General features: G+C 73.1%; 13 protein-coding genes. 8 read left to right on the plus strand and 5 right to left on the minus strand.

Annotation, left to right across the window (positions count from 1 at the left end; all coding sequences use genetic code 11):
* Positions 1 to 66 precede the first annotated feature (66 nt).
* The 4 genes from SJY06_RS13270 to SJY06_RS13285 all read left to right on the plus strand — a co-directional run bounded on the left by SJY06_RS13270 (position 67) and on the right by SJY06_RS13285 (position 5,562).
* Positions 67 to 1,701: an RNA polymerase sigma factor gene (locus tag SJY06_RS13270; RefSeq protein ID WP_380168012.1), complete on the plus strand. Its 1,635-nt coding sequence runs from the start codon at positions 67 to 69 to the stop codon at positions 1,699 to 1,701.
* Between the two features lie 177 nt (positions 1,702 to 1,878).
* On the plus strand, positions 1,879 to 3,036 hold the full coding sequence (locus SJY06_RS13275; protein ID WP_380168013.1) for a hypothetical protein: 1,158 nt from the start codon (positions 1,879 to 1,881) through the stop codon (positions 3,034 to 3,036).
* Positions 3,037 to 3,130: 94 nt separating this feature from the next.
* Positions 3,131 to 4,339, plus strand: coding sequence for a hypothetical protein (locus tag SJY06_RS13280; RefSeq protein ID WP_380168014.1), 1,209 nt, complete (start codon positions 3,131 to 3,133; stop codon positions 4,337 to 4,339).
* A gap of 74 nt (positions 4,340 to 4,413) precedes the next feature.
* Positions 4,414 to 5,562, plus strand: coding sequence for a hypothetical protein (locus SJY06_RS13285; protein WP_380168015.1), 1,149 nt, complete (start codon positions 4,414 to 4,416; stop codon positions 5,560 to 5,562).
* Between the two features lie 41 nt (positions 5,563 to 5,603).
* Here the strand turns inward: SJY06_RS13285 and SJY06_RS13290 are convergent, their stop codons facing one another.
* Both SJY06_RS13290 and SJY06_RS13295 read right to left on the minus strand, forming a co-directional pair.
* Positions 5,604 to 6,098 (minus strand): DUF456 domain-containing protein, encoded by a 495-nt coding sequence (locus SJY06_RS13290; protein ID WP_380168016.1) that lies wholly within the window; start codon positions 6,096 to 6,098, stop codon positions 5,604 to 5,606.
* 101 nt (positions 6,099 to 6,199) lie between these two features.
* Positions 6,200 to 6,409: a hypothetical protein gene (locus SJY06_RS13295; RefSeq protein WP_380168017.1), complete on the minus strand. Its 210-nt coding sequence runs from the start codon at positions 6,407 to 6,409 to the stop codon at positions 6,200 to 6,202.
* A 238-nt stretch (positions 6,410 to 6,647) separates the two neighbouring features.
* Between SJY06_RS13295 and SJY06_RS13300 the strand changes: the two genes are divergently transcribed.
* Genes SJY06_RS13300 through SJY06_RS13310 form a run of 3 tightly spaced genes read left to right on the plus strand, consistent with a single transcriptional unit; the run spans position 6,648 to position 10,522 of the window.
* Positions 6,648 to 8,774: a type IIA DNA topoisomerase subunit B gene (locus SJY06_RS13300; protein ID WP_380168018.1), complete on the plus strand. Its 2,127-nt coding sequence runs from the start codon at positions 6,648 to 6,650 to the stop codon at positions 8,772 to 8,774.
* Positions 8,775 to 8,820: 46 nt separating this feature from the next.
* Positions 8,821 to 9,087: a hypothetical protein gene (locus SJY06_RS13305; protein WP_380168019.1), complete on the plus strand. Its 267-nt coding sequence runs from the start codon at positions 8,821 to 8,823 to the stop codon at positions 9,085 to 9,087.
* A 10-nt stretch (positions 9,088 to 9,097) separates the two neighbouring features.
* On the plus strand, positions 9,098 to 10,522 hold the full coding sequence (locus tag SJY06_RS13310) for an AIPR family protein (RefSeq protein WP_380168020.1): 1,425 nt from the start codon (positions 9,098 to 9,100) through the stop codon (positions 10,520 to 10,522).
* Between the two features lie 151 nt (positions 10,523 to 10,673).
* On the opposite strand, the gene SJY06_RS13315 is transcribed toward SJY06_RS13310, so the two are convergent.
* The gene (locus SJY06_RS13315; protein WP_380168021.1) at positions 10,674 to 11,597 is read right to left on the minus strand and encodes an SMP-30/gluconolactonase/LRE family protein; all 924 of its coding nucleotides are present in this window, start codon (positions 11,595 to 11,597) and stop codon (positions 10,674 to 10,676) included.
* Positions 11,598 to 11,691: 94 nt separating this feature from the next.
* Here SJY06_RS13315 and SJY06_RS13320 point away from each other — a divergent pair, with 94 nt between their 5' ends.
* On the plus strand, positions 11,692 to 12,714 hold the full coding sequence (locus tag SJY06_RS13320; RefSeq protein ID WP_380168022.1) for a GNAT family N-acetyltransferase: 1,023 nt from the start codon (positions 11,692 to 11,694) through the stop codon (positions 12,712 to 12,714).
* Here SJY06_RS13320 and SJY06_RS13325 read toward each other — a convergent pair.
* Both SJY06_RS13325 and SJY06_RS13330 read right to left on the minus strand, forming a co-directional pair.
* A complete protein-coding gene (locus SJY06_RS13325; protein ID WP_380168023.1) occupies positions 12,699 to 13,685 on the minus strand; it encodes a hypothetical protein in 987 nt (328 codons plus the stop codon). The genes SJY06_RS13320 and SJY06_RS13325 overlap by 16 nt on opposite strands.
* A complete protein-coding gene (locus SJY06_RS13330) occupies positions 13,682 to 16,204 on the minus strand; it encodes a DNA topoisomerase (ATP-hydrolyzing) subunit A (protein ID WP_380168024.1) in 2,523 nt (840 codons plus the stop codon). The genes SJY06_RS13325 and SJY06_RS13330 overlap by 4 nt, the downstream gene beginning before the upstream one ends.
* Positions 16,205 to 16,217: the final 13 nt, after the last annotated feature.

Here is a 16,217-nt window from a genome sequence, read left to right on the forward strand (position 1 = left end):
TGCGTGTCGTCGGAGCACGAATCTCGTACCTTGCAGGACATCCTCTCCCACCCCGCTCTCACGCGGATGCGTGAGCGCATCGGGAGCGGTGCGGCGGTCTCCGCGGTGGACCTCCGGCAGGTGGTGACCGACGCGGACGTCCCGGCGGCCCGGATGAAGGCCGTCATGGCGGACCTGGTGGGAGCCGGCCTGGACATGGGCTCCATCGGACTGCCCCAGACCACGGCACGACGCACCGTGGCGGCGGCGCGCACCCGGATGCCGGCGGCCACGGCCACGATCGACGACGGGAGTGTGGCGACGATGACGACGACGACGCGCAAGAAGACGGCGAGCAAGGCCGGGGCGACGGTGGTCGACGCCGAGCCGGGTACGGACGCGCCGGTGGCCCCCACGAAGGCGGCCGCCAAGAAGACCGCGGCGAAGAAGGCCGCGGCCACCAAGACGCCGGCCAAGACGCCAGCCAAGAAGACGGCGAAGAAGACGACCGCCAAGGGCGCCAAGGCGACGGACACCGCTGCTGCGGCCGGTGACGTCGACTCCCCGGAGGACGTCGAGGTCGAGCCCGACCTGACCGAGGTCGCCGACGTCGTCGTGGACCCGGCGGCGGAGGTGGCCGAGGTGGCGGTGGTCGTGGAGACCCCCGCGGCGGCGGACGCCGACGAGGACGACGACGAGGACTCCGACAAGCCCGTGACCCCCGTGGTCAAGGGCAAGGGCGCCTCCGAGTCGTTCGTCCTGACCAACAAGGACGACGACGACCCCGCGCCGACCGTGGTTCAGGCCGGCGCCACCGCCGACCCGGTCAAGGACTACCTCAAGCAGATCGGCAAGGTCGCCCTGCTGAACGCCGAGCAGGAGGTCGAGCTGGCCAAGCGGATCGAGGCCGGTCTGTTCGCCGAGGAGCGGCTCAGCGCCGAGGGCGACACGATCGACCCCAAGGCCAAGCGCGAGCTCTGGTGGATCTCCGAGGACGGTCGGCGGGCCAAGAACCACCTGCTCGAGGCCAACTTGCGCCTGGTCGTCAGCCTGGCCAAGCGCTACACCGGCCGCGGCATGCTGTTCCTGGACCTGATCCAGGAGGGCAACCTCGGTCTGATCCGCGCGGTCGAGAAGTTCGACTACACCAAGGGCTACAAGTTCTCGACCTACGCCACGTGGTGGATCCGGCAGGCCATCACCCGCGCCATGGCCGACCAGGCCCGCACCATCCGCATCCCGGTGCACATGGTCGAGGTCATCAACAAGCTGGCCCGCGTGCAGCGGCAGATGCTCCAGGACCTGGGCCGCGAGCCCACCCCGGAGGAGCTGGCCGTCGAGCTGGACATGACGCCCGAGAAGGTCGTCGAGGTCCAGAAGTACGGTCGCGAGCCCATCTCGCTGCACACGCCCCTGGGCGAGGACGGCGACAGCGAGTTCGGCGACCTGATCGAGGACTCCGAGGCCGTCGTGCCCGCCGACGCGGTCAGCTTCACGCTGCTGCAGGAGCAGCTGCACTCGGTGCTGGACACCCTGAGCGAGCGTGAGGCCGGCGTGGTGAGCATGCGGTTCGGCCTGACCGACGGGCAGCCCAAGACGCTGGACGAGATCGGCAAGGTCTACGGCGTCACGCGCGAGCGGATCCGGCAGATCGAGTCCAAGACGATGTCCAAGCTGCGTCACCCCAGCCGGTCGCAGGTGCTGCGCGACTACCTGGACTGAGCTCCTACGCACCTCAGCACCTCAGCACCTCAGCACCTCAGCACCACGCACGACCCGCAGGCCCGTCACCCCACCGGTGGCGGGCCTGCGGGCGTTCTCCGGCGCGCTCTCGGGCGCACCCGGCACGTAGGCTCGGGCCGGCCGGGCGGACGCGACCCGGACGGCAGAGGGAGCGACGTGCGGCGAAGCGCGGTGGTGGCGGTGGTGACCGGGGTGGCCCTGCTGCTCGCGGTGGTGGCGGTGCGGGACGGCACGGCGGCCCAGGAGGCCGACCTGGCCGGCCCGCAGGAGCCGTTGCCGCCGGCCCCGCCCCCGGAGGGCCCGGTCGCGCTGTCGGCCAACGGCGTCCCCGGGCTCCGGCTGGGGGCCGCTCCGCCGGCCACCGGCGCCGGTGAGGTGCGGACGCCGTCCGGCTGCCGGATGGTGTGGGTGCCGCTGGGGGAGGGGGACGCTCCGTTCGGCCCCACCGTCCCGGTGTCCTGGGAGACCTCCGGCTGGGTCGTCGACGACGAGGTCGTGGCGGTCGTGCTCGGGGCGTGGTCGGACGGCGCCGACGTGTCGGCCGACCTCGAGACCTGGTTGGGCCCGACGTTCGGCTCCCCGATCGAGGCGGCCCAGGAGCTGCCCGGGGCGCGCACCACCACCGAGCGGCCGCACGGGCCCGACGGGCCGGCGGTCCAGGTCGTCACCGTCCCCGCGAACGGGGTCGAGGTCGTGCTGAGCGACGTCCCGACGTTCGGCGGGACGGACCTCGCCGTGACGGGGTCCGGTCGCATCACGACGATGGAGGTCCGCAAGCCGGCGGCCCGCGCCTGCGCCCTGGCGGATGCGGCCGGGGCCGAGGGCCGGGGCTGGACCGTCGACCTGGACGGCATCGGGCCGCTGCGGCTGGGGGCGGCTGCGGCCGGGTTGCGACGGGCGGAGGGCGTCACGGTCGACGGGCCTCCGGGCGTCGACCCGGCCCCCGCCACCCCGTGCCAGTCGTTCAGCCTCAGCGGGTCCCCCGGGCTCACGGGGGTGGCGAGGGCGGTCGCGGTCGACGGCGTCGTCACCGAGGTGCAGGTCTACGACAGCGGCGTGGGCACCTCGTTCGGGCTGCCCGCCGGGGCCGACGCCGACGACGTGCGCGCCCGCTTCCCCGAGACGGCGAACCGGCCCGGCGACACCATGGGCTCGGGCTCGGTCCAGGTGGTCGTCGACGGGGTCACCGTCGAGCTGCAGCTGGCCGACCGGTCCGCGTGGGTCCCCGACGTCGAGCGTCCCGTCCAGGGCGGCGTGCCCACCCTGGCCGCCGTGGTGGTCCGGGCCCCCGGGGCGCCCTGGTACCCCTGCTGACGGGCTCGGCGCCGACCGCAGACGCGACGCCCCGGTAGCCGGCCGGGGCCGGGCCGCGGGGCCGTGTGGCAGCATCGGGGCCGGGGGGTGCGACGTGAGACGCAGCAGGATCGTGGTCGCGGCGACGGGGGTGGCGCTGCTCGGGGCGGTGCTGGCGGTCCGGGGCGGCACCGCGGCCGAGGACGCCGACCTGGCGGGCCCGGTGCAGCCGTCGCCGGCGCCGTCGGAGGACACCGGGCCGGAGCCGGTCCTGCTGGCCGCCAACGGGCTGCCGGGGCTTCGGCTGGGGACGCGACCGGACCGCCGGCAGGTCCCGATGGAGGAGCTCGCCAACGGCTGCCAGATCGTGTGGGAGCCCGGCGGCACGGAGTGGGTCGACGTCTCGTCCGACGGGGTCTCCGCCTGGGAGACGGCCGCCTGGGTGGTGGACGACGAGGTGGTGTCGGTCGTGCTGGGCACCTGGTTCCACGCGACCGAGGTCTCCGCCGGGCTGCGGACGTGGCTCGGTCCCGGCTTCGGCTCGCCCGTGCAGGCCGCGCAGGAGCTGCCGGGGGCCCGCACCGCCGTCGAGCGTCCCTACGGCAGCACCGGACCCGTCGTCAACGTCGTCACGGTGCCCGCGCGCGGCGTCGAGGTGGTGTTCTCCGACGCGCCCCCGCCGGGGCCGCCGGGTCCCGGCGGGCCGGACGACGACGGCCGCATCACGACCATCGAGGTCCGCAAGCCGGCGGCCCGGTCGTGCGCGCTCGCCGACACCTACGGCAGCGCCGCCACCGGCGGTGACAGCCTGCCCGGGTCGACGGTGGACGTCGACGGGGTCGGGCCGCTCCGGCTGGGGGCCACGAGCGAGCAGCTCGTCGACGCCGCCGACGTCGTGGCCGAGCCGACCGTGACCGGGGGGCGGCTCGCGGGTGGTGATCTCGCCGACGAGGCCGACGCCGACGTGGTCTGCCAGTCCTTCACCCTGGCCGTGCCGCCGGGGGCCGACGGCTACGTCCGGGCGGTGGCGCTGGACGGGGTCGTGACCGAGGTCTGGGTGTCCGGTCAGGCCCTCACCACGTCCTTCGGGCTGGCGCCGGGCGCCGACGTCGACGACGTCCGCGCCCGGTTCCCGGAGCTGGCCGACGTGTCGGACCAGCTGCTGGACGTCGCCTACGTGGAGGTGGACGGGGTGCCGGTACGCCTGGAGCTGCAGCGGGAGCTGGTGTGGCTGCCGGACCTGGAGCGGCCGGTCGAGGGGGGCACGCTGCGCGTGGCCGGCATGGTGCTGCGTACCCCGGGCACCCCGGAGTTCGCCTGCTGACCCGGGGCCGGTGGAAGCAGCACGGCCGCCGCCGTCGGCGTCGCCGTCGCGGCCCTGCCGTGCGACGCTGAGGCGTGGACCGCCCGCCCCCCACCCGGTTGCTGCTGGTCGCCGGTGCCGTGGCGGTGCTGGGCGTGCTGGCCGTCCTGGTCCGACCCGGGACGGCGGTCGACGAGCAGGCCGTCTCCCGGGCCGTGGCCTCGCCGGCCCCGGCGTCGGCCCCGGCGACCCCCTCGCTCCCGGTCGCGGGCGCGGGTCCGCTGGTCGTCCGGGCCGACGGGGTGGACGGGTTGCGGCTGGGGATGGCGGCCGACGAGGTCGTCGCGGCCGGGTTCTCGGTGCAGCCGGGGTCCTACGGCGGCTGCCGCCGGGTCCTGCCGGGCCTGGCCGACGCGGGACCCGGCCCCGGCACCGCGGCCTGGCTCGTGGACGGTGTGGTCGAGGTCGTCACGGTGGACGAGCGGGCCGGGAACGGCCCGTCGTTCCTGGGACCGGGGCTGGGTGACCCGGTGGACGACTGGGCGGCGCTGGCCGGGGCGGAGGTGGTGACCCTGACCACCGAGGTGCCGTGGCAGGCGGCGCCGGTGGCCCGCGAGGTCGTGCTCGTCGTCCCGTCCCGCGGCCGTCGGGCGGCCTTCGCCGACCTCACCGGCGACGGAGTCGTCGACCACGTCCAGCTGCGCACGGACCGCGGCGCCCGCTGCGGCGCGGCCCAGGGACGTCTGCTCGAGGCGCAGCGGACCGGGTTGCCCCCGCTCACCACCGAGGGCTGGGGCGAGCTGCGGGTGGGGACCCCGCTGGCCGAGGCGGACGCGCTGGTGGGCCTGCAGCCGGGTCGCGAGGACGTGGCGACCCCGCTGGGCCGCTGCCGACTGGTGCTGGCCGATCGCGAGCCCGGCCTGGTGTACGTCGTCGTCGGGCCGGACCCGGCGCGGCCGGACGCGGGCCCGGTCGTGCGCTCCGTAGCGGTCGACGCCGGCCGCACTGGGACCGGGCTGGCCGTGGGGGCGCCGGCCGACCGCGTCCAGGACGCCTACCCGGGGGTGACGAGCGCGTTCCTGGAGGACCGCTGGGACCAGGGCCTGGTCGCGGAGTGGCAGCTGCCGGACGGTGTCCTGCGGCTGGCACCCACCCGCGAGCAGGTGCGGGTCGACGAGGTCGACGGGGTGCTGCGCGGACCGCGCAACGTCGTGGGGATGGTCCAGCTGGGCCAGGGCTGCTGAGCCGGGGTCAGCGGTCGACCCGGCTCAGCGGTCGACCTGGCTCAGCGGTTGGCCAGGGTCCAGGCGATGACGTAGGTCACCACGCACAGCATCCCGCCGGTCAGCTCGATCAGCTGGGAGATCCCCACGGCGATCACGGCCTGCCAGGTCGAGCCGACGGAGCGCCCCAGGTGTCGGGCCCGCAGCGACTGGACGAGGTAGATGGCCCCCACGAAGAACAGGGGCAGGCCCAGCACGGGGACCACGAAGAACCCCACGACACCGGCCAGACCGGCGACGACGATCACCCAGGTCGGCACACCGGCGTCGACCAGGCGCTTGCCGGGGACCAGGTACTGCAGCGCGAAGGCCGCGCCCCACAGCGCCAGGCAGACCCCGAGCGCGGTCCAGCCGTAGGGGCTCTGCTCCAGCAGCGCCCACACCAGCACGGCGGCGTTGATCAGGCCCAGCCCGGGCAGCACGGGGATGATGATGCCGGCGATGCCGACCAGCATGACCAGCAGCAGCAGCGTGCCGGTGAGCACCTCGGTGGTCATGCGGGAACCCTAGGCCCGGCACGACGACGGCCCGGCACGACGAAGGCCCCCGGCAGGTGCCGGGGGCCTTCGGGGTCGGTGGGGCTGCGCGCCCCGCGGACTCAGCTGGTGGCTGCGTCCTCGGTGAGGCGGACCGTCTCGTCGACGACGTCCGCGCCCTGCGCCTCGAGGGTGGGGGCGAACTCGCGGCCGTGGTGGCCGCAGAAGAGCAGCTCACCCCCGCCGGGGAGAACAGCCTTGACGTAGGCCTGGGCGCCGCAGCGGTCGCAGCGGTCGGCGGCGTTCAGTGCCGGAGCCGTCAGAGTCGTCATGATGCGGTTACCGCCTTTCCGGGCAGTTCGGATGCACCTGTGGTGCTCGGGGGGGTGCGAGGGGACTGGGGGATCTCGGGCGCTGTCATGTCGATCGGTACAACCATGCCCGGTCAGGAGTCGTTCCCGTCGGACATTCGTTCCGCTCGCCGCGAAACCGCTGTGGTGAACCCCACTGGCCCAGCCGCTGCGGCGAGGCCTGCCGGGTCCGGGCGGCCCGGCTGGGTACCGTGACGGCGTGCCCGACACCACCACCGCCCGACGACGCGCCGCCGGCGCCGGCGACGCCTCCTACACCGCACGGCACCTGTCGGTCCTGGAGGGGCTGGAGGCCGTCCGCAAGCGACCGGGGATGTACATCGGCTCCACGGACACGCGCGGGCTCATGCACTGCCTGTGGGAGCTGATCGACAACTCCGTGGACGAGGCCCTGGCCGGGCACGCGAGCGTGGTCGACGTCACGCTGCACCCGGACGGCTCCGCCGAGGTCCACGACGACGGCCGCGGCGTGCCGGTGGACACCGAGCCCCGCACCGGGCTCAGCGGCGTCGAGGTCGTGTTCACCAAGCTGCACGCGGGCGGCAAGTTCGGCGGGGCGTCCTACGCCGCCTCGGGCGGGCTGCACGGCGTCGGGGCCAGCGTGGTCAACGCGCTGTCGGCCCGGCTCGACGTGGAGGTCGACCGGGGCGGGCGCACCCACGCCATGAGCTTCCGCCGCGGTGAGCCGGGCGAGTTCGACGACCCGGACGCCCCCGCCCCCGGCTCGCCCTTCGCCGCCTTCACCGACGACTCACGGCTGCGGGTGCAGGGCAAGGTGCGCAAGGGCGTCAGCGGCACCCGGGTCCGGTTCTGGCCGGACGCCCAGGTGTTCGTCAAGGGGGCGTCGTTCGAGCGTGACGACCTGGTGGCCCGGCTGCGGCAGACCGCGCACATCGTCCCGGGCCTGACCCTGACCGTCACCGACCGCCGCGGCGAGGAGCCCGTGCGGGAGGAGTTCCGCTACGACGGCGGCATCGCCGAGTTCGTCGACTACCTCGCCACCGGCGAGGCCGTCGCCGGGACGTGGCGGCTGCAGGGCAGCGGCACCTTCACCGAGACCGTCCCCGTGCTGGACGCGACCGGGCACCTGGAGTCGCGCGAGGTGGAGCGCACCTGCGAGGTCGACGTCGCCGTGCAGTGGGGGACCGGCTACGAGACGGTCGTCCGCTCCTTCGTCAACGTCGTGGCCACACCGCACGGCGGCAGCCACCTGACCGGTTTCGAGCAGGCCATGCTCAAGACGCTGCGCGCCCAGGTGCACGCCAACGCCCGCAAGCTCAAGGTCGCGGCCAAGGACGGCTCCGACCGGGTCGAGAAGGACGACGTGCTGGCCGGGCTCACCGCCGTGGTGGCGGTCCGGCTGCCCGAGCCGCAGTTCGAGGGCCAGACCAAGGAGGTCCTCGGCACCCCCGCGGTCCGCCAGATCGTGGCCCGGGTGGTGGAGACCGAGCTGACGGGCCTTCTGACCTCGACCCGGCGCGAGGACAAGGCCCCGGCCTCGGCGCTGCTGGAGAAGGTCGTCGGCGAGATGCGGGCCCGGGTCGCCGCGCGGCTGCAGCGCGACACCCAGCGCCGCAAGAACGCCCTGGAGTCCAGCTCCCTGCCGGCCAAGCTCAAGGACTGCCGCAGCAACGACGTCGAGCGCAGCGAGCTGTTCATCGTCGAGGGCGACAGCGCCCTGGGCACGGCCATGAGCGCCCGCAACTCCGAGTTCCAGGCCCTGCTGCCCATCCGCGGCAAGATCCTCAACGTCCAGAAGGCCTCGGTGACGGACATGCTCCGCAACGCCGAGTGCGCCTCGATCATCCAGGTGATCGGCGGCGGGTCGGGCCGCACGTTCGACCTGGACGCCGTCCGCTACGGCCGCATCGTGATCATGACCGACGCCGACGTCGACGGGGCCCACATCCGCACGCTGCTGCTGACGCTGTTCTTCCGCTACATGCGGCCGCTGGTCGACGGGGGCCGGGTGTACGCCGCCGTGCCGCCCCTGCACCGAATCGACATCGGCTCGGGCGCGTCCAAGGAGGTCGTCTACACCTACTCCGACGCCGAGCTGGCCAAGGCGCTCAAGGACGCCCAGCGGCGCAACCGAGCGGTCAAGCAGCCGATCCAGCGCTACAAGGGCCTGGGCGAGATGGACGCCGACCAGCTCGCGGAGACCACGATGGACGTGAGCCGGCGCACCCTGCGCCGGGTCCGGGTCAGCGACGCGGCCGCCGCCGAGCGGGTGTTCGAGCTGCTCATGGGCTCCGACGTGGCGCCCCGCAAGGACTTCATCGTCGAGCGCTCCGACCACCTGGACCGGGACCGCATCGACGCATAGTCAGAGATTCGTCCCCCTGGGACAGCATCATGTCTAGGCTTAGCGCATGACAGCCAACGACGTTGTGATGATTCAAACGATGCTTGATCGCAGTCGGCTTCAGGTCGCGAGTCTATTGCCCACTGAACATCACAACTTCTGGGTTGCAGAGCAATATCTGAAGCACTACAACCTGTCGCACGAGGAGTTGTTGGCTGGCATTGTTGACGGCGAGAGGGATTGTGGTATTGATGCCATCTATCTTTTCGTCAACGGGGTTCACGTGTCGAGACGACACTCCTGTTGCGGCTCTCGGAAAGCGCCCGAATGTTGAGCTTGTCATCTTGCAGGTTAAGGATGCCAAGGGTTTCGGGGAGGACGCCATCGACAAAATGATGATCAACGTTCCAAGATTACTCGTCTTTGATCGGAATGAGAAGGCACTCTCAGCGTCCGTCAACTCGCGTCTCCTGGAGATTACCCGACGCTTTCTGGCGACCTATCAGGCGCTGGAGATGCCCGAGATGGCGGTATACGTTGCATTTGCCTCCCTCAAGGCCGGGCAGGTGCATCCCAACGTCGTGCTCAAGGGTAATCAACTGTCTCAGGCTATTGGACACATGCTGGGCGAATGTCCCGTGCAGGTCGACTTTCTCGACGCCGCTGCACTGTGCGCCTCTGCACGTGAATCACGCGTGACTCATCGAAAGCTGCGTCTTGCTGAGAACGCAATCTCAACCGATACTTCAGGGGGCTACGTTGGCGTGGTCCGCCTGGAGGAGTACGAACGCTTCATAACCACAGAGTCGGGCGAGATAGACAGTTCATTGTTTGAAGCCAATGTCCGCGACTATGAGGGCGAGACAGACGTAAACCGATCGATCCAGTTGACCTTGATGACCTCGGAGCCGGGGGTGGACTTTTGGTGGCTCAACAATGGTGTGACCATTGTCGCTCAAGAGGTGCGCCTCGCCAATAAGCTGCTTGAGTTGGAGTCTCCGCAGATCGTCAATGGCTTGCAGACGTCTACAGAGATCTTTAAGCGTAAGGAGGGAGCGGCCCAGAGTGGAGACACTCGCTCCGTTCTGGTGAAGGTCATAGAGGCAAAAGATGCCGCCATTCGTGAGCGAATCATCCGTGCAACGAATTCGCAAACTGCTTTCGGTCCAAGCGTGCTGCGCGCGACGGACAAGGTGCAGCGGGAGATCGAAGAGTTCCTCCTGGGCCGAGATCTCTTTTACGAGCGACGCCGTCGGCAGCACTTCAACGAGGGGCGACCAATCAACCAAATCGTATCAATCGATGCCATGGGTCAAGCCATCCTGTCTATTCTGGCTCAGAAGCCTCATATATCGAGGGCCACGCTGACCGAAATTTTCAGCGCGGATATATACGACAGCATCTTTTCGCCAGAGTATCCAGTCGAAATGTACGCCGGTGCGATTAACATCCAACGACAGTGTGACGACTTTCTTCGTCGAGGCATGCCCCCCGTCTGGGAAGACTACCGTTTTCAACTGTCCATGGCTGTTGCGATGCGGCTGACGCGGCGCCACCAGCCGTCGGCCGCAGAGGTCGCCGCCCACGCGGACTCCTCTATCGATGCTCTCCTGCTGTCGGACAGTCTTGAAGTTGTTCAGGCGGCCTTCGCAAGTGTTGGCGCGCATAAGGGACTTCTTCTCATGGATCAGATAGCTAAGCACGCGAACACTACGGCTGAGGTCCAGACTGCTGTCCGAAAGCGATTGGCTGGAACGGGCCGCGGCTAAACCCGCTTGCTGTCGATGCGCGTCGCCGCGTGAAGGATCCTAACAACCTGGTTCATTGGGTTTGGAGTGCAGCCAGCCCGCGCCACATGCGCGCTGGCAATCAGACCAAGTTGCCCTGCCAACGCGGCGGTACTCCTCCGACCCCGACGGCTCAGACCGGGGGGCCGGCGGGCACCAGGACCGGGTGCGAGACGGCGTCCCAGCCCGGCACCTCCGCGCCCTGGACCCCGACGTCGGCGGTGAACAGCCGACCGGAGTCCGGGTGCGCGGCGGCCTGCTCGGGCGTCAGCTGGGAGCTGCCGGTGGTGACGACCAGCACGTCCAGGTCCGGACCGGCGAAGGCGACGCTCGAGGTGTGCGGGGCGTCCACGGACACGGTGGCCAGCAGCGAGCCGTCCGCCGCGGCGTGGCAGCGCACCTCGCCCGCGCCCCAGACCGCCACCCACAGGTCCCCGTTCGCGTCCAGGCACATGCCGTCCGGGCTGCCGTCGGTCACCTGCAGCTGCACCGACCGGGGCCCGGCGGTCCCGGTGGCCGGGTCGTAGTCGCGGACGTAGATCGTCCCGGACGTGGTGTCGGTGCTGTAGAGCCGACGCCCGTCCGCGGTCCAGGCCAGCCCGTTCGACAGCGTCAGGTCCTCGTCCAACGGGCGCAGGTCGGTGGCGTCGTGGACCACGACCAGCCGCTCCTGCCCGGTCCGGTCGTCCAGGGCCATGCTGCCGACCACGAAGCGGCCGGCGGGGTCGCAGGCGCCGTCGTTCAGCCGGCTGCGCACCCCGTCGGGCAGCACGTGCACCGCCGGGCGGACCCGGCCGTCCGTCTCCACGACGTGCAGCGCCCGGGTGCCGGCGACCAGCAGCCGGCCCTGCGCGTCCGGCACCACGGCCCCGACGGTCCGGTCCACCTCGACGGCACCGGTCTCGTGGACGGTGCCGCCGGTCAAGGACCCCTGGTGGACCCGGCCCGCGTCGACGTCCACCCACAGCAGACGGTGCCGGGCGGCGTCCCAGAACGGTCCCTCCGCCAGCTGGTGGACGGTCTCGGACGCGGGTACGGCGACGTGGTGGGCGGTCACGGTGGGCTCCTCCTGCGTGGACGGTGGCGGCGCCGTTGGTCCGAGAGGGTCAAACCCGTGGCACCGCGGGTGCGCATACTGCCAGGATCCGGGCATGGTCGACGTCCCGTCCCCGGTCGAGGGGGTGCGCCTGCGCCCGCCCACGCCCGCCGACGCCCCGGCCGTGCACGCCCTGCTCGAGGCCTGCTACGCCGAGGACGACGCCCAGGAACGGGACACCCTCGAGGACGTGCAGGAGCAGTTCGCCACGCCGTGGTGGGACCACGCCCGCCAGGGGCTGCTGGCGGTGACCGACGACGGCCAGGTCGTCGGCCACGCGCAGGTGATGCTTCGGCCCGGGCAGCTGCGCACCCGCCAGGTGCTCCTGTTCGGCGGCGTCCACCCCCGGCTGCGGCGGCGCGGCCTGGGCCGGGTGCTGCTCGACTGGCAGGTGGCCCGCGCGCAGGAGGTGCTGGCGGGTGTGCAGGCCGGCCCCGACGTGCCGCGGATGCTGCGGACCTACGTCGAGGACCACGTCACCGACCGGCCGCGGCTGCTGCGCTCGGCGGGCTTCGAGCCGCGCCGGTTCTCGGCCACCATGGGTCGGGAGGTGTCGGGGCCCCTGCCCGAGGTGCCGCTGCCGGCCGACGTGCGGCTGGTCCGCCTCGACTCGGCCGGCCCCGAGGCCCACGAGCAGGCCCGGAGGGCCCACAACGAGGCCTTCGCCGACCACTGGGGGAGCGAGCCCATCGAGCCCGACGACTGGCGGCGCGCCGCGGTCGAGGGTCCCGGCGCCCGGCCCGACCTGTCCTTCGTGGCCCTGGACGGCGACGGGACGACGGTCGGCTACCTCATCAGCGGCACCTATCCGCAGGACTGGCAGCCGCAGGGCTTCTCGGAGGGCTGGACCAACCTGCTGGGCGTCGCCCCGGCGCGACGGGGCCAGGGCCTGGCCCGCGCGCTGCTGCTGCGGGCCGTGGCCGCGTACGCCGAGGCGGGGCTGGACCGGGCCGGGCTCGCCGTCGACGTGGAGAACCCCCGTGCCCTGGAGCTCTACACCGGGCTGGGCTACGTCGAGCGTGGCCGGGAGACCAGCTGGGTCCGCGACGTGCCGGTGGCGCCCTACCCGGAGAAGTAGAAGCCGGGGACGCCGTCCGGGACGACCTCGCTCGCCCAGACCAGCACGGGGGTCGGCTCGGCCCCCGGGGACGCGGCCCGCAGCAGCTCGGTCTCGACGGGTTCGACCAGGACGGTGAACGTGCGCCCGCCGCTGTGCCGGACCAGGACGCGCCGGCCGGGGCCGTCGTCGCGGTCCTCCCCGCCGTCGACCCGGACGTCGTCGGGCCACGCGCTGACCCCGACGACCGCCAGGTGACGCCGCACGGCGGTCTCGGCGGCCTGCTCCGCCGGCAGGTACGTCGAGCGGCCGCGGTAGCCCGTCAGGACGGGACGCCCCTCCAGCAGCGCCTGCACGGCGTCGGGCAGCGCGGCCGGGTCGGGGCCCAGGCCACCCAGCACCATGCCCGAGGGCAGCAGCACCGCCGAGGGCTCCAGGGCCGGCCCGCCCAGCGGGCCTGCCCCCCAGACGTCGGCCCGCGGCTCGGCCCGCCCCAGCAGCCGGCGACGCGGGGCCCCCAGCCGACGCACGAGCTCCACGGCGGCGTCGCCGCCCGGACCGTCGGTGCACACCAGCACGGCCGGACGAGGGCTCAGGGTGCCCAGGCCGGGGTCCCGGCCGGCGGCCAGCCGCCGGGCGGCCTCGCCCGCCGGGTCGGCCAGGCGGTCCAGGACGGCGACCACCTGGTCCGCGGCCACCAGGCGCAGCCAGGACCGGCCGGGCACCGTACCGGCCAGCACCAGACCGACCGGTCCGTCCCCGGCCGACGCCGACGGGGCACCGCCGTCCACCGGGTGCAGCCGGACGACCCGGACGCCGGGCAGCTCCGGGGCCACCGGCGCGCTCCCCGGGGCGGCGGGGCCGTCGGGTCCGAACAGGCCGAGCCAGGACACCGCGTGGGGGGCGGTGGCCTCGACCGGCTCCTCGGCCTCGGCCTCGGGCTCGGTCTCGGGCCAGGAGCCGGGGTCGTCCGGCGCTGCGGGCGTGCTCACCGGGGCACGCCGCCCAGCACGGCGACCGTCCCGGCCGGGCGAGCACCCGAGCCGTCGCGCCGGGCGTCGGGCGGCGGCATCGGCACGGGGGCCCCGGTGGCACCCGCCGCCAGCACCGGGCCGAGGCCGACCCAGGCCGCGACGAGCACGTCCTCCCCCTTGAGGAACCGGTGGGCCCGGACCCCGCCCGTGCCCCGGCCCTTGGCCGGGTAGAGCGAGAAGGGGGTGACCTTGACCGACGAGGCGGGGCTGCCGGGCAGCTGGCCCGCCCCGCCCGCCGCGGTGGCCAGGACGACCTCGGCGGACCCGGCACCCGGGTCGCCGGACCCGTCGGCGTCCGGGTCGGGCGGCCGCACGGCGCCGGCGAACAGCACCCGGGCGCCCGGGGCCAACCGCACGCCGGCCATGCCGCCGGCCGGGCGGCCCTGCGGCCGGACCGCCGTGGCGGCGAAGCGCAGCAGGCTGGCGTCGTCGGTCACGATGACCAGCTCGTCGTCGTCGGCCACGTCGAAGGCCGCCACGACCTCGTCGCCGTCGGCCAGCCGCACCACCTCCCACTCGTCCCGACCGGGCGGCACGTCCGGCACGACGCGCTTGACCACGCCGCGGGCGGTCACCAGGCCCGGACCCGCCCCGGGCCGGTCGCCCGCGGTCAGGTCGACCATGCCCACGACCCGCTCGCCCGCCGCGAGCCCGGCCGCCTCGCTGACCGACACGCCGCCGGACAGCGACACCGGTGAGGCGGTGGAGGGAAGCGCGGGCAGGTCGACGACGGGCAGGCGGACAAGCCGGCCGGTGCTCGTCACCACGCCGACGTGCGCCCGTGACGTCGTGGTCACCGCGGCCAGCATCACGTCGTGGCGGCTGCGGTCGCGTGCGGTCAGCGGCAGGGTCAGCGGGCTGAGGTCGGCCGTGCGGGCCAGCAGCCCGGTGGCGCCCCACAGCACCCGGCACGGCTCGTCGGCGATCTCCAGCGAGACGTCGGCGGCCCGGCCGCGCTGGACCGGGACGTCACCCTCCAGCAGGACGGTCCGTCGCGGGGTGCCGTGCTCGGCCACGACCTCGTCGAGCTCGTCGGCGACCTGGTCCCGGAGCCGCTCCTCGCTGCCCAGCAGCGCCCGCAGGCCGTCGATCCGCTCGCGCAGCTCGTCGCGGCGGGCCTCCAGCTCGATGGTGGAGAACCGGGTCAGCCGGCGCAGCCGCATCTCCAGGATGTGCTCGGCCTGGACCTGGGACAGCTCGAAGACGGTCATCAGCCGGTCCCGGGCGGTGCCGGAGTCGTCGCTGGTGCGGATCAGCTGGATGACCTCGTCGATGTCCAGCACCGCGACCAGCAGGCCCTCGACCAGGTGCAGGTCGCGCTCGGCCACCTGCAGCCGGTGGGCGGTGCGGCGACGCACGACGTCCAGGCGGAAGTCGACGTAGACCCGCAGCAGCTCCCGCAGGCCCAGCGTGCGGGGCTGGCCGTCGACCAGGGCCACGGCGTTGACGCTGAAGGCCTCCTCCAGCGGGGTGAGCCGGTACAGCTGCTGCAGCACGGCGTCCGGGTCGAAGCCGGACTTGAGCTCCACGACCACGCGCATCCCGCGGGTGCGGTCCGACAGGTCGGTCAGGGCCGCGATGCCGTCCAGCTTCTTGGCCTGCACGGCGTCCTTGATCTTCTCGATCAGGCGCTCGGGGCCCACGCCGTAGGGCAGCTCGGTGACCACGAGGCCCTTGCGGCGGGCGGTGACGGCCTCGACCTCGACCCGGCCCCGCACCCGGAACGACCCGCGCCCGGTCTCGTAGGCCTCCCGGACGCCGTCCAGGCCGACCACGATGCCCCCGGTCGGGAAGTCGGGGCCCGGCACGTACCGGCCCAGGTCGGCCGTGGTGGCCTCCGGGTGGCGCACCAGGTGCCGGGCCGCCGCGACGACCTCGGCCAGGTTGTGCGGCGCCATGTTGGTCGCCATCCCGACCGCGATGCCGCTGGCCCCGTTGACCAGCAGGTTCGGGTAGGCGGCGGGCAGCACCTCGGGCTGCTGCAGCGAGCCGTCGTAGTTGTCGACCGTGTCGACGACGTCCTCGTCGAGGGCCGCGGTCAGCAGCGCGGCGGCCGGCGCCGGGCGGGCCTCGGTGTAGCGGGCGGCGGCGGGGCCGGCGTCCAGGGACCCGAAGTTGCCGTGCCCGTCCACCAGGGGAAGCCGCATCGTGAACGGCTGGGCCATCCGGACCAGGGCGTCGTAGATCGCGCCGTCGCCGTGCGGGTGCAGCTTGCCCATCACCTCGCCGACCACGCGGGCGCTCTTGACGTGGCCCCGGTCGGGCCGCAGGCCCATGTCGGCCATCTGGTAGACGATGCGTCGCTGCACCGGCTTGAGGCCGTCGCGGGCGTCGGGCAGCGCGCGGGAGTAGATGACCGAGTACGCGTACTCCAGGAACGCGCCCTGCATCTCCTCCTCGACGTCGATGTCGACGACGTGCCCGCCGTCCAGCGAGCCGTCCGGGGCGTCCTCGGGGCGTCGTCGTGTGGGGCTCACCCCCCGATTGTGG

It is taken from the genome of Jannaschia sp. R86511 (assembly GCF_042466345.1).
GTDB lineage: Bacteria > Actinomycetota > Actinomycetes > Actinomycetales > JBBAYJ01 > Aquipuribacter.

Bases quoted from the DNA above. Each gene is read 5' to 3' on its own strand.
- SJY06_RS13290 (WP_380168016.1), bottom strand. From the start codon at position 6,098: ATGACCACCGAGGTGCTCACCGGCACGCTGCTGCTGCTGGTCATGCTG.
- SJY06_RS13270 (WP_380168012.1), top strand. From the start codon at position 67: ATGCGTGAGCGCATCGGGAGCGGTGCGGCGGTCTCCGCGGTGGACCTC.
- SJY06_RS13305 (WP_380168019.1), top strand. From the start codon at position 8,821: ATGACAGCCAACGACGTTGTGATGATTCAAACGATGCTTGATCGCAGT.
- SJY06_RS13320 (WP_380168022.1), top strand. From the start codon at position 11,692: ATGGTCGACGTCCCGTCCCCGGTCGAGGGGGTGCGCCTGCGCCCGCCC.
- SJY06_RS13295 (WP_380168017.1), bottom strand. From the start codon at position 6,409: ATGACGACTCTGACGGCTCCGGCACTGAACGCCGCCGACCGCTGCGAC.